This window comes from Rhizobium sp. OAE497 (genome assembly GCF_040546565.1).
Classification (GTDB): domain Bacteria; phylum Pseudomonadota; class Alphaproteobacteria; order Rhizobiales; family Rhizobiaceae; genus Rhizobium.
In genome coordinates this window covers 681,708-699,081 of sequence record NZ_JBEPOA010000002.1, presented here as the reverse complement: position 1 = coordinate 699,081, position 17,374 = coordinate 681,708, and the positions used below count along the sequence as shown (strand labels likewise).

At 62.0% G+C, this 17,374-nt stretch carries 18 protein-coding genes; 12 read left to right on the top strand and 6 right to left on the bottom strand.

The annotated features are described in order from the left end of the window. Positions 1–21 precede the first annotated feature (21 nt). The 6 genes from copC to ABIE40_RS22725 all read left to right on the top strand — a co-directional run bounded on the left by copC (position 22) and on the right by ABIE40_RS22725 (position 4,625). Positions 22–387 (top strand): copper homeostasis periplasmic binding protein CopC, encoded by a 366-nt coding sequence (copC, locus tag ABIE40_RS22750; RefSeq protein ID WP_199625854.1) that lies wholly within the window; start codon positions 22–24, stop codon positions 385–387. Beyond that, positions 384–1,256 carry a CopD family protein gene (locus tag ABIE40_RS22745; protein WP_199625853.1) on the top strand — a complete coding sequence of 291 codons (873 nt, stop codon included), beginning with the start codon at positions 384–386 and terminating at the stop codon, positions 1,254–1,256. Before copC ends, ABIE40_RS22745 begins: the two co-directional genes overlap by 4 nt. A 71-nt stretch (positions 1,257–1,327) precedes the next feature. Then, positions 1,328–1,798, top strand: a complete 471-nt coding sequence (locus ABIE40_RS22740; RefSeq protein ID WP_199625852.1) for a DUF305 domain-containing protein — start codon at positions 1,328–1,330, stop codon at positions 1,796–1,798. Positions 1,799–1,813: 15 nt separating this feature from the next. After that, positions 1,814–3,268, top strand: a complete 1,455-nt coding sequence (locus ABIE40_RS22735; RefSeq protein WP_199625851.1) for a YncE family protein — start codon at positions 1,814–1,816, stop codon at positions 3,266–3,268. A 53-nt stretch (positions 3,269–3,321) separates the two neighbouring features. After that, positions 3,322–3,849 (top strand): RNA polymerase sigma factor, encoded by a 528-nt coding sequence (locus ABIE40_RS22730; protein ID WP_130280871.1) that lies wholly within the window; start codon positions 3,322–3,324, stop codon positions 3,847–3,849. Continuing rightward, positions 3,846–4,625 (top strand): anti-sigma factor family protein, encoded by a 780-nt coding sequence (locus ABIE40_RS22725; RefSeq protein ID WP_130280869.1) that lies wholly within the window; start codon positions 3,846–3,848, stop codon positions 4,623–4,625. Before ABIE40_RS22730 ends, ABIE40_RS22725 begins: the two co-directional genes overlap by 4 nt. A gap of 39 nt (positions 4,626–4,664) precedes the next feature. Here the strand turns inward: ABIE40_RS22725 and ABIE40_RS22720 are convergent, their stop codons facing one another. The 5 genes from ABIE40_RS22720 to ABIE40_RS22700 form a co-directional block, all read right to left on the bottom strand. After that, a complete protein-coding gene (locus tag ABIE40_RS22720; RefSeq protein WP_199625850.1) occupies positions 4,665–6,668 on the bottom strand; it encodes an aldo/keto reductase in 2,004 nt (667 codons plus the stop codon). A 43-nt stretch (positions 6,669–6,711) separates the two neighbouring features. Further along, positions 6,712–7,794, bottom strand: a complete 1,083-nt coding sequence (locus tag ABIE40_RS22715; RefSeq protein WP_199625849.1) for an ABC transporter ATP-binding protein — start codon at positions 7,792–7,794, stop codon at positions 6,712–6,714. Positions 7,795–7,806: 12 nt separating this feature from the next. Then, positions 7,807–8,643 (bottom strand): carbohydrate ABC transporter permease, encoded by an 837-nt coding sequence (locus ABIE40_RS22710; protein WP_112718554.1) that lies wholly within the window; start codon positions 8,641–8,643, stop codon positions 7,807–7,809. Continuing rightward, positions 8,640–9,500 carry a carbohydrate ABC transporter permease gene (locus ABIE40_RS22705; RefSeq protein ID WP_112718556.1) on the bottom strand — a complete coding sequence of 287 codons (861 nt, stop codon included), beginning with the start codon at positions 9,498–9,500 and terminating at the stop codon, positions 8,640–8,642. The genes ABIE40_RS22710 and ABIE40_RS22705 overlap by 4 nt, the downstream gene beginning before the upstream one ends. A gap of 76 nt (positions 9,501–9,576) precedes the next feature. After that, positions 9,577–10,851, bottom strand: a complete 1,275-nt coding sequence (locus ABIE40_RS22700; RefSeq protein ID WP_112718558.1) for an ABC transporter substrate-binding protein — start codon at positions 10,849–10,851, stop codon at positions 9,577–9,579. Between the two features lie 86 nt (positions 10,852–10,937). On the opposite strand from ABIE40_RS22700, the gene ABIE40_RS22695 reads away from it, so the two are divergent. The 6 genes from ABIE40_RS22695 (at position 10,938) to ABIE40_RS22670 (ending at position 16,378) form a co-directional block, all read left to right on the top strand. Beyond that, positions 10,938–11,843 (top strand): helix-turn-helix domain-containing protein, encoded by a 906-nt coding sequence (locus ABIE40_RS22695; RefSeq protein ID WP_199625848.1) that lies wholly within the window; start codon positions 10,938–10,940, stop codon positions 11,841–11,843. Positions 11,844–11,874: 31 nt separating this feature from the next. After that, a complete protein-coding gene (locus tag ABIE40_RS22690) occupies positions 11,875–12,642 on the top strand; it encodes an SDR family NAD(P)-dependent oxidoreductase (protein WP_112718562.1) in 768 nt (255 codons plus the stop codon). A 96-nt stretch (positions 12,643–12,738) separates the two neighbouring features. Then, entirely contained in the window at positions 12,739–13,215 is a 477-nt protein-coding gene (locus tag ABIE40_RS22685; protein ID WP_112718646.1) for a MarR family winged helix-turn-helix transcriptional regulator, read from the top strand. Between the two features lie 50 nt (positions 13,216–13,265). After that, positions 13,266–15,278 (top strand): FUSC family protein, encoded by a 2,013-nt coding sequence (locus tag ABIE40_RS22680; RefSeq protein ID WP_199625915.1) that lies wholly within the window; start codon positions 13,266–13,268, stop codon positions 15,276–15,278. A 6-nt stretch (positions 15,279–15,284) separates the two neighbouring features. Further along, on the top strand, positions 15,285–15,494 hold the full coding sequence (locus ABIE40_RS22675; RefSeq protein WP_199625847.1) for a DUF1656 domain-containing protein: 210 nt from the start codon (positions 15,285–15,287) through the stop codon (positions 15,492–15,494). Beyond that, a complete protein-coding gene (locus tag ABIE40_RS22670) occupies positions 15,491–16,378 on the top strand; it encodes an efflux RND transporter periplasmic adaptor subunit (protein ID WP_199625846.1) in 888 nt (295 codons plus the stop codon). Before ABIE40_RS22675 ends, ABIE40_RS22670 begins: the two co-directional genes overlap by 4 nt. Before the next feature lie 6 nt (positions 16,379–16,384). On the opposite strand, the gene nrdF is transcribed toward ABIE40_RS22670, so the two are convergent. Beyond that, positions 16,385–17,359: a class 1b ribonucleoside-diphosphate reductase subunit beta gene (gene nrdF / locus ABIE40_RS22665; protein WP_130280857.1), complete on the bottom strand. Its 975-nt coding sequence runs from the start codon at positions 17,357–17,359 to the stop codon at positions 16,385–16,387. Positions 17,360–17,374: the final 15 nt, after the last annotated feature.

Here is a 17,374-nt window from a genome sequence, read left to right as displayed (position 1 = left end):
CCAGTTCGAAAGGAACAGGACGTGCCCCGCAAGATACCCGCGATCCTCGCCACCTCCCTCTTCGCAACACTGCTCGCCGCCGGAATGGCCTCAGCGCATGCCCATCTTGAAACCGCAATGCCTGCGGATGGCGCAAAGCTGACGGCGGCGCCGAACAGCATATCAATCACCCTCACCGAAAACATCGAGCCCGCGTTTTCACACCTCACATTGACCGCGGCTTCCGGCGACTTGGTGCCGCTCACGAATGAAAAAGCGGATGGCAAGGCGCTCTCTGCCATGCCATCGAGCACGCTTTCACCCGGAGCCTACACGGTCGAATGGCAGATCCTGTCGGTCGATGGGCACAAGACATCCGGCTCCTTCGGCTTCACGGTAGAACCGTGAGCCCGCACGCCGCGCTGGTGCTGGCGCGGTTCGCCTGCGATGCCGGTCTGAGCGTCGTTTGGGGCGGCGGCGGCTTTGCACTCATCTGCACCGGCGCTATCCCTGCGCACCTGTATCACCAGATGAGAACACTGCTGCCTGCGGCCAGTGGTTTGGCCGCATTCGCCGGTCTCGCCGCCATCCCCATCCAGACCGCCGAGATCGTTTCCGATTGGGCAGCAGCGCTCGATCCTGACCTGCTGAATAGCGTCGCTTTTTCGACCAATGTCGGCCTTGCGCTTTTGATCCGCGCTCTAACCTGCTCCGTAGCGTTCGCGGTGTTCCTTGCGGGCTACCGGAGAGCTGCCATCCTCTTGTCCGGCCTGGCTCTTGCCGAGGCGGCGCTGCTCGGCCATGCCGCTGAGAGTTGGGGGCCAGCTGGCGTCCTAAAAATCTCGGCCGAGGCGATTCATATCCTTGCCGGGACCGCGTGGCTTGGCGCGCTGGTGCCATTCCTTGTTCTGATGCAGCTGGCGCGGCAACCTGACCTCCGGGCCGAGGCGGTAAAGTCGCTGCGGCGCTTCTCGCGGATTGGGCATGGTGCTGTGGCACTGGTACTCGCTAGCGGGCTTGCAAGCAGCCTGCAGATTCTCGGCCATCTGCCTGCAGATATGCGATCCGCGTATCAAGAAAAGCTCGCCCTCAAGATGGCGGTAGTCCTTTCAATGACCGTCATCGCAACCGCCAACCGCTATGGCGCCGTGCCGATGCAGCGCAAATATCCGCAGCTCGCCAACCGGCTTCTTCTGCTCGGCTCATCCCTGGAGATCGTCCTCGGCCTAACGGCCATTGCCCTGGTCGCCTCGCTTGGCCTCGACGACCCGACGTAATTTTTTCGCCCGGCTGGGAATAGACCGCCGCGGCCAGTGTCTACCGATTCATCACAGCAAGGAAGGAAGCCATGAGAGCCTATTCCCACAAGACATCCGCGGCGGCGATCGCCGTGATCGTCGCAGCCGCTGGTGCCTGTACCGCTTTTGCCCATGACGCGCAGCACCAGCCGGCCGCGGCCCCAATATCCGATAGTCCGGAAGCTGCCTATCTCGCCGAGAACAACAGCGCGATGGACAAGATGATGGCCGACATGGAGCTCAAGCCGAGCGGCGATGTCGATCGCGACTTCGTGGCCATGATGACACCGCATCATCAGGGAGCCATCGATATGGCGATCGCCGTCCTGAAATACGGGAAGAACGAGCAGCTCAAGCGTATCGCCCAGGAAATCATCGTGGATCAGCAGCAGGAAATCGCCGCCATGAAGCTGGCGATCAGCGATCCGCTCCCGCCATCCGAGGCGGCCCCGACCCAGGCCGCACCGGATAATACCCCAGCCGGAACCATGCAGGGCATGGATCCGAACATGAAGATGTAAAGAAGGCATTGCCCCATGACCATTCGCAGATCAATCGCCGCAGCCTTGCTGGCGGGCAGCACGCTCGCAGCACTTTCCGCCTTTGCCGGCCAGGCACCCTTTGCCGCCTCCGATGCAGACATCCCGGTCAGCAGCAAAGATCGCGTCTATGCTGCCGAGCAGTTTTCCAACACCGTCTCGGTGACCGATCCCTCCACCAACAAGCTGCTTGGCGTCATCAAGCTCGGCGATCCGCAGCCGGGCAATCTGAGCCCGCTGTATAAGGGACAGGTCCTCGTTCATGGCATGGGCTTCTCACCTGACAAGAAGACCATCGCAGTTGTCTCGATCGGCTCGAATTCGGTGACCTTCATCGATACCGCAACGAACACCGTCAAGCACACCACCTATATCGGCCGCTCGCCACATGAAGCATTCTACACGCCTGACGGCAAGGAAGTCTGGGTTACCGTCCGCGGCGAGGACTATATCTCGGTCATCGACGCTGACAGCTTTGCAGAAAAGGTTCAGATCAAGGTTCCCTCTGGCCCGGGCATGCAGATCTTCTCGCCGGATGGCAAATATGCCTATATTTGCTCGTCCTTTAACCCCGACACCGTCGCCGTTTCCGTCGCCGATCATCAGATCGTAGGCCATGTGAAGCAGGCGAGCCCCTTCTGCCCGAATATTGCGGCGTCGCCAGATGGCAAGCAGGTCTGGTTCACCCTGAAGGACACTGGCAAGGTGCAGGTCTTCGACGCAAAGCCACCCTTCGAGGTGATCAAGACGATCGATACGGGACCGATCACCAACCACGTCAATCTCGTCACCAACAAGAACGGCAGCTTCGCCTACGTCACGGTCGGCGGCCTCAATCAGGTCAAGGCATTCCGCACCGACACATTCGAACAAGTGGCCACCATCCCGGTCGGCAATCTGCCACACGGCATCTGGCCCTCCGGTGACGGCACCCGCGTCTATGTCGGCCTTGAGAATGCCGATGCCATGGCCGCGATCGATACCCTGACCAACAAGGTCATCGCCACCATTCCGATCGGGCAGGCTGCCCAGGCGGTGAATTACGTGCCGAATGCCGTGCCTGAGGGAGACGGCATGCAGAACCTTATGCCGCTCGGCGCGGCGGGCGAGGCAGCTCATTTCAAGCTCGGTCCCAAGGGCTCGAAGGACAAGGCGCCGACCTCAGTCTCATTGTTCGACCAGGGCCTGACGCAGGTGCTGCAGGCTTCGGTCACCGGACTTGATGCGAAGACGCCCTATATCCTGGCTCTCTCTGAAAAGCCGGATGGCAGCGGCCCACTGCAGAGCCTTTCGGCCTTCATGACCAATCCGGCGGGCGCAGCGATCGTCAACGCTGTCGGTCCGATCCGGCAGATCGTCGAGGCCAAGCACAAGGACGAGCAGCGCTACCTAGTGGTCGCCGCTTCGGCCGACGGCAAGCCGGGCAAGATCGTTCAGGTCCAGGCGGAATAACAAAGGGATGGCCCGCGCTTGCAGTGCGGGCCATCCTCGCGGAGACTGGTGACATGGACGATATGCTTTCACATGTTGAACCGATGATTCCGGCGCTGCGCCGCTACGCGCGCGGTCTGCTCGGCGATCCCGAGAGCGCGGATGACGCAGTTCAGGACTGTCTGGAAAAGGTTGTGGCCAACTGGCACCGGCGGCGCAACGACGACCCGCGTTCCTGGGTTTTCGCCATTCTCCACAATCTGGCGGTCAATCGCCTACGGCAACAGGCGCGCCGCGGCTTTGCGGTCGCTATTGAAGACGTGCCGGAAGCCGGCAACGTTGGAGAGGCCGTCCAGGAGAGCATTGTCTATGGACAGGAAGTGATGGCGGCGATCGACCGCCTGCCACCCGATTATCGCAGCATCCTGCTTCTGGTATCCGTCGAGGACATGACCTATTCGGAAGCGGCCAAGGTGCTCGATATTCCGATCGGCACCGTCATGTCGCGTCTCTCGCGCGCCAGGGAACAGCTGCGAACGCTACTTGAGCGCAAGCCCATCAATATGCCATCTGCCGGACCGCACCTGCGGAGGATCAAATGACCAGGAAACCCATCACCGAAGACGATCTTCAGGGCTATGTTGACGATGTTCTCGATGCCGAGCGCCATCGCGAAGTCTCAGATTATCTGCAGGGCAACCCGGAAGCCGCCGCTCGCCTTTCCTCTTATGCAAGCCAGGTTGCAGCATTGCGCTCAGCCATGGATCCCGTCATGCAGGAGCCTGTCCCGAGCCGGCTCAATCTGGCTCATATCGCCGCCGCCCGACGGCCTCGGGCGCGTGCCGGATTTGCGCCGATGGCAGCCGCGGCGATGGCGCTTCTGGCCGTTGGCGCTACCGGCGGCTGGTTGGTGAAGGGCATGACGGCACCTGCGACCGAGGGTGTCGCGATGCTGGCGCAAGAAGCGTCGGCGAGCTACGGAACCTTCGCTTCCGACAAGGTCCGCCCGGTCGAAGTTCGCGCCAGCGAGAGCGATACGCTGAAGCAGCTGGCATCCTCAACACTAGGCGCCTCTGCAGTCATCCCGGATCTGTCGAAAGCCGGATACCGGCTGATGGGCGGACGGATAGTATCCACGCTGCATGGTCCCGGCGTCATGCTGATGTATGACAACGACCATGGAAGCCGGCTGGTTATGTTGTCACGCAAAATGCTGGTCGACCAAAACAGGCCGATGATCGCGAGTTCCAGCGGAGCGGTGAATGGCTGGAGCTGGGCCAATGACGGGCTCGGCTATAGCCTCGTCGGCTCGGTGCCGAGCAACGAGCTTCACTCCTTCGCCGACGATGTCAGGTCGCAGGTGACGACCGCGCTGTAAGCGTTCGGGGCGCCCTTGTCAGGCGCCCCGAACCTTCTATCAGCCTTCCAGCCACTTCACCTGTTCGGGCGTCAACTTGATGTCGAGGGCCGAGAGGCTGTCTTCGAGCTCGGCGATTGTGCGCGGGCCGATCAGCGGGATGACCGGGAAGGGCTGTGCGATGACATAGGCAAGCGCGATATGGATCGGGCTGCGGCCGAGCTTGTTGGCGAGTTCGATCGCCCGGTCGCGGCGTTCAAAGTTGCGATCCGAATACCAGCAACGGACGATTTCCTCGTCGTCATGCTTGTCGCGGCCGGCGCGGTCGGTGAAGAAGCCGCGGCCCTGGCTCGACCAGGCGAAGTTCGGGATCTGCTTCTTATTCAGCCACGCCTTCCACTCGTCGTCGGAAGCCGCGACGCAACCGGCCCAGATCGGATCCAGCATCTCGGCCAGCGAGAAGTTGTTGGAAAGGGCCGCCGGCGCCGTCTTGCGGTTCTTGTCGGCATAGGCGATCGCCTCTTCCATGCGCGCCCGCGTCCAGTTCGAGCCGCCGAAGATGCCGCGGATGCGGCCGCGCTTGACCTCTGCATCCATGGCATCGACGAATTCGCCGACCGGGACGGCTGTATTGTCGCGGTGCATGAAATAGATATCGACATAGTCGGTCTTGAGACGGTCGAGCGACTGGTCGAGCTGTTTGGCGATCATATCTGGATAGCAAAGCGGCGAGTGGGCGCCCTTGCCGATCAGCACGATCTCGTCGCGCGGAACCTTGCGGCTCGTGTGCCAGTCGCCGAAGATCGCCTCGGTCTTGCCGCCGCCATAGACATGGGCCGTATCGAAGGCATTGCCGCCTGCCTCATAGAAGGCATCGAGCGTCAACGATGCGGCGGCAAAATTCGGGAAGAATTCGAAGCCGAGTGTGACGACAGAGGCGGGCTTCAGGATGCCCGGAATTTCACGCTTCGGAATGCTGTTGCCGAGCTTGACCGGTGCGCCTGCGAGATTGAGCGTCCGCTTCGTTGCCTTCTCGACCCCGTATTCCAGGCCGACGGAAGCGCGCCACTGGTCGAGAACCCTGAGGTTTCCGATGGAATCCGCCCAGCTCATGCCCGGCGACGTAAACTCATGCTTTCCAGCGCGGATCGCATCGCCTGCGGCATCGACCTCGAAGGAATAGAGCCAGCGGTCCTCCTTGACCTCGACCGTTTCCTGCTCGTTGCCCTTGACGATCTCGATCTTGCCGGTGCCGCCCTTGTGGCCGGAGGCGAACCAGAAATCCTTGACCTCGATGCGGCCATCCGAGCCGATGATGCGCAGCGTGTTGTCCTGGTTGGCCATGATCGAGCACGAGACTTCGGCGATGATCGAGTTCGGGAACTTCAGGACTGCCGAGGCCCATTCATCGACGCCGGACTGGCCAAGATGAGCAACGCCCGAGACCTTCTCCGGCTCCAGGAACGGCTTGCCTTCGGCGGCACCGGCAATCAGCCGCGCCATCGACACCGGATAGCCGCCGACATCGAGAATGCCGCCGCCCGCGGTGTCATTGGAAAACAGCCGGTGCTCGGGCTTGAAGGTGCCCATATTAAAACCGAAGCTGGAGCGGATGATCCTGACGGCGCCGATGACGCCGCTCTTCACCAGCTCGACGATCTTCGCCGTCTGCGGATGGACGCGGTACATGAAGGCTTCGCCGGCAAAAACGCCGGCCTTCTTGGCCTCGTGATAGATCGCGTCGGCATCGTAAGCGGAAAGCGCAATCGGCTTTTCGACGAGCACATGCTTGCCTGCGCGGATTGCCTTGATCGCCCATTCGGCATGGCCGGTATGCGGCGTGGCGATATAGATCGCGTCGATTTCAGGGTCGGTAAGCAGCGCGTCATAACCCTTGACGATGCGGGCGCCCGGGAAACCGTCGCCGAGGCCGGGCTTGTCGGGATTGCGCGTCGCGATGGCCGAAAGCTTGCCGGTCCGCGAATGCGCGATGCCATCCGCAAAGGTGCGGGCGATGGTGCCGGGACCGATGATGCCCCAGCGGATCGGTTGTTCTGAGCTCATATCTATTCCTCTTTCATAAAATGCGTCTTGGGATTGCGGATGGTCAGCGCAGGCGTTGGCCCGTGCTGTCGAAAAGGAAGCTGCGTTTGGCGAAGAGCGAAACGGTGAGGCTGTCGCGATTGCCGGTGGCGCGCGATTCCGGCCGCTCGATGATGAGCTGCTCGCCGCCGAGCGTTGCGTAGATGTAGCTGGTATTGCCGAGATGCTCGGCGACATCGACGCTGACAGTCAGGTCGGCATCGCCCTTGCCGGCATCGCCGAAATGCTCCGGACGGACGCCGAGCGTCACTTCGGTGCCCTCGGTAAGTGACGCGGTAAGCGGCAGCGTCAACCGGACATTCTTGTCTGCGGTGAGCGCGATCGTCAGTCCCGCAGCACCCTTGCCTGTGACAACAGCCTTGATGAAATTCATCTTCGGCGAGCCGACGAAGCCGGCCACGAACTGGTTTGCCGGATCGTCGTAGAGATCGAGCGGCGCGCCGACCTGCTCGATATTGCCGGCGCGCAGCACGACGATCTTGTCGGCCAGCGTCATCGCTTCCGTCTGGTCGTGGGTGACGTAGATCATCGTCGTGCCGAGCTGCTTGTGCAGGCGGGAGATTTCGACGCGCATCTGAACGCGCAATTCGGCATCGAGGTTCGACAGCGGCTCGTCGAACAGGAAGACCTCGGGCTCGCGCACGATGGCGCGGCCGATCGCGACGCGCTGGCGCTGGCCGCCGGAGAGCTGTTTCGGGCGGCGCTGCATGAGCTCGTTGATCTGCAGGATACCGGCGGCGTGCTGGACGCGCTTCTCGGTATCCTCCTTCGGATTGCCGTTCATGCGCAGGCCGAAGGAAAGGTTCTCGGCCACCGTCATATGCGGATAGAGCGCATAGGACTGGAAGACCATGGCGATACCGCGGTCGGCGGGCTCGACATCATTGACCACCTTGCCGCCGATATTGATCTCGCCGCCGGAAATATCCTCGAGCCCGGCGATCATGCGCAGGAGCGTGGACTTGCCGCAGCCCGAAGGGCCGACGAAGACGACGAACTCGCCGTCCTTGACCTCCAGATTGGCGCCATGGATGATTTCGAGAGCGCCGTAGCGCTTGATGACGTTCGTGAGTGAAAGCTCTGCCATGCGGCTCCCCGATTATTTGATTGCGCCGGCAGCGATGCCGGCGATGAAGTGGCGCTGCAGGAGCACGAAGACGATGAGGATCGGCGCGGTCAGCATCGTGGCGCCCGCCATGATGCCGCCCCAGGACACCTTGGTAAGTCCGATCAGGGTTCCCAATGCCACCGGTGCCGTCATCATCGCCGGACGCGAGTTGATCAGCAGCGGCCAGAGATAGTTGTTCCACGACACCAGGAAGAGGATGATGGCGAGCGCCGCCATGGTCGGCCGCGCCAAGGGCAGCGCGATCCTCAGGAAGATCTGCCATTCCTTGACGCCCTCGACGCGCGCCGCATCGAACAGCTCGTTCGGCATCATCGAGAAGGACTGGCGCATGAAGAGCACGCCGAGCGAATTGAAGAGCGGCGGAACGATGAGCGCCACCCAGGTATTCGCCAGCTTGAACTCGCGCGCCACCATGATGAACTGCGGGATGACGACCACGGCAAAGGGCAGCGTGATGGTGCCGAGGATGATGGCGACGACGACAGAACGCCCGGCGAAGCGGTAGCGCGCCAGCGCCCAGCCTGCCATCGAGGTCAGCAGCACCGAAAGCACGGTGTAGATGACGGCGACCGAGATCGAGGTGAACATCGCCCGGGTGAAGCCGGTCTGCGCTTCCAGATCCCTAAAGTTCGCGACGAAATTCGTCGACGGCAGCAGCACGATCTCCGGGCTGAAGATGCCGTAGTCGGGCATGGTCGAGAAGATGAACATCATCCAGAGCGGAAAGAGCCAGATGATCGCCAGCGGCGTCAGCACCGCATGCAGCGCGATCTTTCTGAGGAGAAGCGATTGCGATTTGGATTTCATTTCGGCTCCCTCCCGACCCACAGATTGAGCAGCGAGATTGCAACGGCGAGCGCTGCCATTGTGTAAGCGACGGCTGACGCATAACCGAAGTTCAGCGACAGGAACCCCTGGCGGTACAGCAGCAGGCCAAGCGTCTCCGTGCCACCACCCGGACCGCCGCGATTGGTGATCAGGAACGGTTCGGTGAAGAGCTGCATCGTGCCGATAACCGAGAGCACCACGCAGAAGAGGATGATCGGCTTCAGCAGTGGCAGGGTGATGTGAAAGAACTGCTGCGTCTTGCTGACGCGATCGAGCGTCGCGGCTTCATAGACATCGTCTGGAATGGACTGCAGGCCGGCCAGGATGATGATGGCGTTATAGCCCGCCCAGCGCCAGGTCACCGCGATGATGACGAGCGCCATGGCGGCATTGGCATTGTCGAACCAGGAGACGGCGGGCAGACCGACCGAGGTGATGAGCTTGTTGACGATGCCGAAATCGATGCTGAACATCAGCCGGAAGACGGCCGCATAGGCGACCTCGCCGACGACGACGGGCGCGAAGAACGCAAAGCGGAAGAGCGGGCGCAGCTTCAGGAGCGGCGAATTCAGCAGCACCGCCATAACGGTGGCGATCGCGATCATCACCGGAACCTGGATAACCAGTATGATCAGCGTGTTATAGAGCGCGTTGTAGAAGGCCGGGTCGCCGAACAGGCGCCCCCAATTGGCCGAGAGGCTGAACTTCCACGGATTGACGCGCGTATTCTGAAACGAGATCAGAAACGAACTGATGATCGGCCACACCCAGAAGGTGGCGAAAACAATGAGATAGGGCGCGAGGAACGCGTAGGCGCTCCGGTTGCGGATCGGCATATTTTCCTCCTCACAGACGCAACGAGCCATCCCGGGGGATGGAGCGCCGGGCGCGCGGGGCGCCCGGCTTCGTCACTTATTCTGCGACCGGAAGACCCGTCGCGGTGGCGATCTGCTTGGCAGCGTCGTCAAGCGCTGCCTTGGCATCCGGATAGCCACCGGCGAAATACTTGGTCTGCGATGCCTTGTAGATGGCGTCCGCATCCGTCTGGAACTGCGTGCCGCGGCTCGGCACGATCTTCGGCAGGGTCGAGAGAATGTCGGCCCAGACCTTCTGGCCGCCCCAATAGGGCTGCGGCTCGTTGACGAACGGGTCCTGGACGGCAGAGAGCAGCGAGGGAACAAGGCCGAAGGACTTCAGCATCGTCACCTGGCCTTCATTGGTGGCCAGCGCGTAGTTGATGTAGTTCCAGGCCGCTTCCTTGTTTTCGGAATTGGCAGCGATCGCCAGCGACGAACCGCCGAGGTTGGCGGCATGCGGGCCATCAGCCGTCAGGCTCGGCATCATGTAGACGCCCCACTTGCCGGAAAGATCGGGCGAGCCGGAGCGGATCGTGCCTTCATACCAGCCGCCATACATCTGGCTGGCAACCTTGCCTGCGGTGTTTGCCTGGATCTTTTCGTCCCAGATGGCGGCCGTCAGCGTGCCGGCATCCTTCATCTGCTTGACCTTTTCGAGGGTCGCGACGCAGGCGGGCTTGTTGATGGTGATCGACTGGCCATCCTCGGAGAAGTAGCCGCAGCCCTGCTCGTTCGAGATCATGCGGAACCATTCGCTGTCGCCGTTGAAATCGGCCTGGGCCATGACGACGCCGGGATTGGCTTCCGAGATCTTCTTGCCGGCAGCGATGAAATCGTCCCAGGTCTTGATGCTTGCCGGATCGACGCCGGCCTTTTCATAGAAATCGCGGCGGTAGAAGACGGCGACGGGACCGGAATCCCACGGCATGGCGTAGGCGACATCGCCCACTTCCAGCTCGGTGCGCTTGAAGTCGGGGAATTTCGCCTGGATATCGGCGTTGTAGCCGAGGTCCTTCAGGTTGGTGAAGCAATCCGGGAAGCGGTTCCAGAAGATTTCCGCTTCGAAGTTTTCGACGGTGACGATGTCAGGCAGGCCGTCTCCTCCGGCGGCGCAGGCGGCCAGCATCTTGTCGAAGACCTGCTGGTTGCCGAGATCCTGAACGTCGACTTTGACGTCGGGGTATTTCTTGTTGAAGCCTTCCACTGTGGATTTCAGCGCCGATGCGGCGACGTTCCAGCTCCAGATGGTGAGCGTGCCCTGCTCTGCATAAGCGGAGCCGGAAGCAAGAAGCGCGACAGCAGCCGTCGCACCGATAAGATTGAAGCGCATTGAAAATCCTCCCTTTTCAATTGCCGTCCCTTAGCGAACGTGCCTACACTAGCTTGCAGGCACCGGCTGTCTCCTAAAAAGGGAATATGGATTTGGCGGAAAGTAAGGTCGCGGGAAGAGCCATCTATCAGCCGGGTGCGAGCAGCATCGAGGGCCTACCCACCGCTTTGCAGATGTTCCACGCCCATCCGCCCGTCATGGTCATGCCCCACTGGCACGCGCAGGTCGAGGTCAACTATGTGATGCGCGGCACCGTGCATTACCGGATGAGCGACCACCAATTTTCGCTGAAGGCTGGCGAGATGTGCCTGTTCTGGGGCGGCCAGCCGCATCAGATGGACGAATCATCCGACGATTCGATTTATGCGGGCGCCCATCTGCCGCTCGTCTATTTTTTCCGCATGCGCCTGCCGGTCGCCATCTCCAGCCAGCTGATGCGCGGTGCGACCATGCTGACCTCGGCGACCGATGCCGCCGACAACGAGAATTTCGCCCGCTGGCACCGCTACGCGACCTCCGGCGATCCGGCAAAGTCGCAGCACGCCGTCGACGAGCTGCTCCTGCGCATCGAGCGCATCCTGCTCGAACCCTATTCGATGATCGGCCTCGGCGCAGACCTTGCCGAGAACGATCCGCCCTACGCGCAGTCGTCGCGCAATGTCGCACGCATGTGCGATTTCATCGCCGCCAATTTCATGGAGGATATCGACACGATCGATATCGCTCGCGCCGCCGATCTTCATCCGAAATATGCGATGAACCTGTTCAAAAAATCGACCGGCATGACGCTCAGCAAATATGTGAACCTGCTGCGGCTCTCGCGCGCCCAGGCGATGCTGATGAGCGAGGAGGCCAACGTGCTGCAGGTCGCCATGGACAGCGGCTTCGGTTCGATCAGCGCTTTCAACAAATCCTTCCGGCACATCGCCGGCATGTCGCCCTCCGATTTCCGTCGCGACCTGCGCTCTTCGGGAATTTCGACGGCAAACTGAACCCATTCACATCAAACACGGAGACGTCCCCATGGCTGGAAGACTGGCAGGCAAGATTGCGATCATTTCCGGCGGCGCGACGGGCATGGGCGGGGCGGCATCGAAGCTCTTTGCGGCCGAGGGCGCAAAGGTGGCGATCATCGACCGCAACGAGGCAGCCTCCGCCGAGACCGTGAAGGCTATCCGGGATGCCGGTGGTACCGCCGAATACTGGGTCGCCGATGTCTCCGACGAGAAGGCCGTCAATGATGCGGTGAAAGGCGTCGAGGAGAAGTTCGGCGCGGTCACGGTACTCTTCAACCATGCCGGCACGATCGTCATCAAGCCGTTCCTGGAAACGACGCTCGAAGAGTGGGAGTGGCTGCATGGCGTCAACGTCCGCTCGATGTTCCTGATGACCAAGGCCGTGCTGCCTAAGATGATTGCATCAGGTGGCGGCTCTATCGTCTGCACCTCGTCGATCTCGGCGGTTGCCGCAACGCCGATGGAAGTGCTCTACGACACGACAAAGGGCGCCGTGCATATGTTTGCCCGGGCGATCGCCGTCGAGTTCCGCGACCGCAACATCCGCTGCAATGCCGTCTGCCCCGGCTTCATCCGCACGCCGCATGGCCTGCGCGAGGTCGCAGAGCTGCAGAAGCTCGGCGTCGATGTCTCCGACGCGGCGATCGCCGCCCAACAGGGCCGGATCGGCGAGCCCGAGGATGTGGCGCGCGCAGCGCTCTACCTCGCCAGCGACGACTCGAATTTCGTCAACGGGGTCCATCTCTTCGTCGACAACGGCTTCACGGCGATCTGAAAGGTTCTGGTAACCACGACTGGCCAAATCCCCGCAGCGGATAAAATAGATAGCGAATAATTTGAATCCTATCGAATTTGATGCTATATGCGCCGCATGACCTCCTACAACAGCCTTCAGCGCGTCTTTACCGCCAACCTGCTTTCGACCGGCCGCCAATGGCGCCGTGCGGTCGACCTCGCTCTCAGCAGCCACGGAATTTCCGAGGCCTGCGCCGCCCCCCTGCTCTGGATCGGCCGCCTCGGCGGCGGTGTCCGGCAAGTGGTGCTCGCAAGCCATGTCGGCATCGAGGGCCCCTCGCTGGTGCGCCTTCTCGACCAGCTCGAGACGCTCGGTCTTGTCGTGCGCAAGGACGACCCGGCCGACCGCCGGGCCAAGGGTCTCTACTTAACCGAAGAAGGCAGCGCGCTTGCGGCGCGCATGGAAGCCGTGCTCGACGAGCTGCGCGGACGCATCATGCAAGACGTCAGCAAGGCTGACCTCGAAGCCGCCGTGCGTGTGCTTCAGGCCTTCGACAATATCGACGTGACGCAGACAGGCGCCATCGAAAAGGAAATCGAGGCAGCGTCGTGACACCTGGATGGCGTGACTGGTTGTTTTCGGGCAAGGCGTTCCTTGCGTCGATGCTGGCGCTTTTCGTGGCGCTTTCGCTCGATCTGCCGCGACCCTATTGGGCGATGGCGGCCGTCTATGTCGTGGCCAATCCACTGGCGGGCGCCACGAGCTCCAAGGGGCTCTATCGCGCGCTCGGCACGCTGCTCGGCGCGTCGGCGGCCGTGTTCTTCGTTCCCCTCTTCGTCAACGCTCCTGAACTGCTGTCGATCGTCGTCGCCCTCTGGACGGGCACGCTGCTCTTCATCTCGATGCTTGATCGCAGTGCCAGAAGCTATGTCTTCATGCTGGCCGGCTATTCGCTGCCGATGATCGCCCTGCCCTCCGTCGGCTCACCTGAAACGGTCTTCGACACGGCGCTTGCCCGTTCGGAAGAGATCATCATCGGCATCGTCTGCGCCAGCCTCGTCAGTGCGGTCGTCTTCCCGGCCAGCGTCAGCTCGCTGCTTGGCCAGCGCATCACCACCTGGCTCGACGATGCCGGAAGCTGGGCCGACGAGATCCTGCGCGGCGAAGGCGCCTCGCCCGCGACCCCGCTGAAGCGGCAGAAGCTCGCCTCCGACGTCACTGGCCTCGATCTCGTCATCAGCCAGCTCGGCCATGATGCCAACGGCCGCGATATCGCGCGCCATTCGCGCGAATTGCGCGGCAGATTGCTGATGCTGCTACCACTGTTTTCCTCCCTCGCCGACCGCCTCCATGCCCTGAAATCATCAGGACAGGAGCTGCCGCCGGCGCTTTCCGTTCTGCTCAACGACGCCGCATCCTGGCTGCAGCAGGGCGGCGCCGGAAAGCCGGATGGAACAGGCGCCAGGCTGCGCCGCCGCATCGATGACGTGCAGACATCCGAAAGCAGCGAGACCGGCTGGAATGCGCTCCTCTATCGCAGCGCCCTCGCCCGCCTCGGCGAGATCGTCGATCTCTGGCACGATTGCCTGACGCTGCGCGACGAGATCGCCAGCGGCCGTCATGCAGGCCCCTGGCATCCGGTTTTCCGCCATCGCCAGGTGGTCGGCCGCGTCCGGCACTATGATTTTGCGCTGATTGCCTTTGCCGCCGGTTCGGTCGTGGCAGGCATTGCGGTTGCCTGCTTCTTCTGGATCTTCACCGGCTGGCAGAATGGCGCGGGCTTCGTGACCATGGCGGCCGTCGCCTGCTCGTTCTTTGCGGCGATGGATCGCCCAGCACCCTTCATCCGCTCGATGTTCATCTGGTCGGCGGTGAGCCTTGTCATCTCCTTCACCTACATCTTTGCCATCCTGCCGGCGGTCAATTCCTATGAGCTCCTGGTGGTGGCCTTCGCCCCGCCATTCCTGCTGCTCGGCCTTCTGATCACCCGCCCGCAGTTTAACATGCTGGCGATGCTGCTTTCGGTGAACAGCGCAAGCTTCATTGCCCTGCAGGATCGCTATACGTCCGACTTCACGACCTTCACCAATGAGGCGATCGCAGCCCTTGCCGGCATCGGCTTTGCCCTCGTCTGGACGCTGATCGCAAGACCCTTCGGCGCCGAACTTGCCGCCTGGCGGCTGGTGCGTGCTGGATGGAAGGATCTGGCGGAAACGGCAGCCGGCGAGCGGCGCACCGATCACGAGCGGCTTTCCGGACGTATTCTCGACCGCCTCGGCCAACTCGTTCCGCGCCTTGCCGCGGTCGAAGACCGGGAGCTGAAAAAGGTCGACGGCTTTGCCGATGTCCGTCTCGGCTTCAACGTCTTGATGCTGCAGACGAAGCGGAAGGAACTGAGCGGCGCGAGCGCCGTCTCCATCGGCCGCGTGCTTACAGGCGTTTCCGATTTTTACCGCTCGAGGCTCGACGCCGGTCAGGCGATCGATCCGCCCGATACGTTACGGGCAGCGATCGACGACAGCCTGGGAACGATCGCCCATGAACAGGCTGAGACCCGCGACAACATAGACGCGCTGGTTGGCCTGCGCCGCGCACTCTTCCCCGAGGCGCCGCCACCCGAACATTGGCCGGCGCCCGAGACCATCCCCACCCCTCTTCAGATTGCAGCCGAGTAAACTGTCATGCCTGCCGAATTCGATCTTTATGGCGTCTATGTGCCGCGCCTCCTCGTTCTCATGGTGCTCTCTCTTCTTCTCGTGATGATCATCCGCCGCGGACTGAGCTGGCTCGGCGCCTATTCGCTCGTCTGGCACCGCGGCCTCTTCGATCTCTCCCTCTATGTGCTGCTCCTTGGAGCGGTCTCCTCTCTGACACGCTGGTACTTCGCATGAACACGCTAAAATCAATCTCCCGCCTGATCGTCACCCTCGCCTTCGTTGCCGCTGCCGCCTATGCCGGCCATGGCCTCTGGGTGCATTACATGGATGAACCCTGGACGCGCGACGCGCGCCTGCGCGCCGATGTCGTCGGCATCGCGCCCGATGTGTCCGGCCTCGTCAGCGACGTCGCGGTCAAGGACAACCAGTCGGTCAAGAAGGGCGACGTCCTCTTCCGCGTCGATGGCGAACGGTTCAAGATTGCGCTCGCTCAGACCGAAGCGGCCCTCGAAGGCGCCAAGGCGGCCCTCGAACAGGCCCGCCGCGAGACAGAGCGCCAGGAGCGGCTCGGCGACGCTGCTTCCATGCAGCAGAAGGAACAGGCGCGCACCGCCGCCGACCAGGCGGAAGCCACCTACCTCCAGGCCGTCGCCAACCGCGATCTGGCCCAGCTCAATCTCGACCGCTCGGCCGTCAAGGCCACCGTCAACGGCACGGTCTCGAACCTCAGCCTGCGCCCGGGCGACTACGTGACGGCGGGAACGGCGAAGGTCGCACTCGTCGATACCGACTCGCTGCGCGTCGAAGGCTATTTCGAGGAAACCAAGCTGCCGCGCATCCATGTCGGCGACAGCGTCACCATCCATCTGATGGGCCATCGCCAGACGCTGGAAGGCCATGTCGACAGCATCGCCACCGGCATCGAGGATCGCGAGCGCACCTCGGGTACGGGCCTTCTTGCCAATATCAACCCGACCTTCAGCTGGGTGCGCCTGGCGCAGCGCGTTCCCGTCCGCATCAATCTCGACAAGGTGCCCGAAGACATCAAGCTGATCGCCGGCCTGACGGCCACCGTCGAGGTCGGCGGCCACAGCGGCGACCTCGCATCGCTTAACTGAGGCTTCTCAGAAGTCCCAGTCTTCGTCTTCGGTAGCCACCGCCTTACCGATGACGTAGGACGAGCCGGAGCCAGAGAAGAAGTCATGGTTCTCGTCGGCATTCGGCGAGAGCGCCGACAGGATCGCCGGATTGACCTTGCAGGCTTCCGGCGGAAACAGCGCTTCATAGCCGAGGTTCATCAGCGCCTTGTTGGCGTTGTAATGCAGGAACTTCTTGACGTCTTCGGTCAGCCCGACGCCGTCATAGAGCGCCTCGGTATACTTTGCCTCGTTGTCGTAGAGCTCCAGCAGCAGATCGAAGGCAAAGTCCTTGATCTCCTGGCGACTCGCCTCCGGCAGGCGCTCGACGGCGCGCTGGAACTTGTAGCCGATATAGTAGCCATGCACCGCCTCGTCGCGAATGATCAGGCGGATCATGTCGGCGGTGTTGGTGAGCTTGGCGCGGCTCGACCAGTACATCGGCAGATAGAAGCCGGAATAGAACAGGAAGCTTTCGAGGAAGACGCTCGCGACCTTTTTCTTCAACGGATCGCCCGAAGCATATTGCTCCATGATCAGCGCCGACTTCCGCTGCAGGAACTCGTTCTCCTCCGACCAGCGATAGGCGTCGTCGACATCCGGCGTCAGGCAGAGCGTCGAGAAGATCGACGAGTAGGAGCGTGCGTGCACGGCCTCCATGAAGGAGATGTTGGAGAGCACCGCCTCTTCATGCTGGGTCGCGGCATCCGCCATCAGCTTCACCGAGCCGACGCCGTTCTGGATCGTGTCGAGCAGCGTCAGCCCGGTGAAGACGCGGATGGTCAGCTGCTGCTCCTCGGGCTTCAGCGTCGCCCAGGAGGGGATGTCGTTCGATAGCGGCACCTTTTCAGGGAGCCAGAAATTGCCGGTTAGGCGGTTCCAAACTTCGAGGTCCTTGTCGTCCTCAATGCGGTTCCAGTTGATGGCGCGGATGCGGCTGATTGGTTTTACGGCGATGTTCATAGTGTGCCCTTTGGA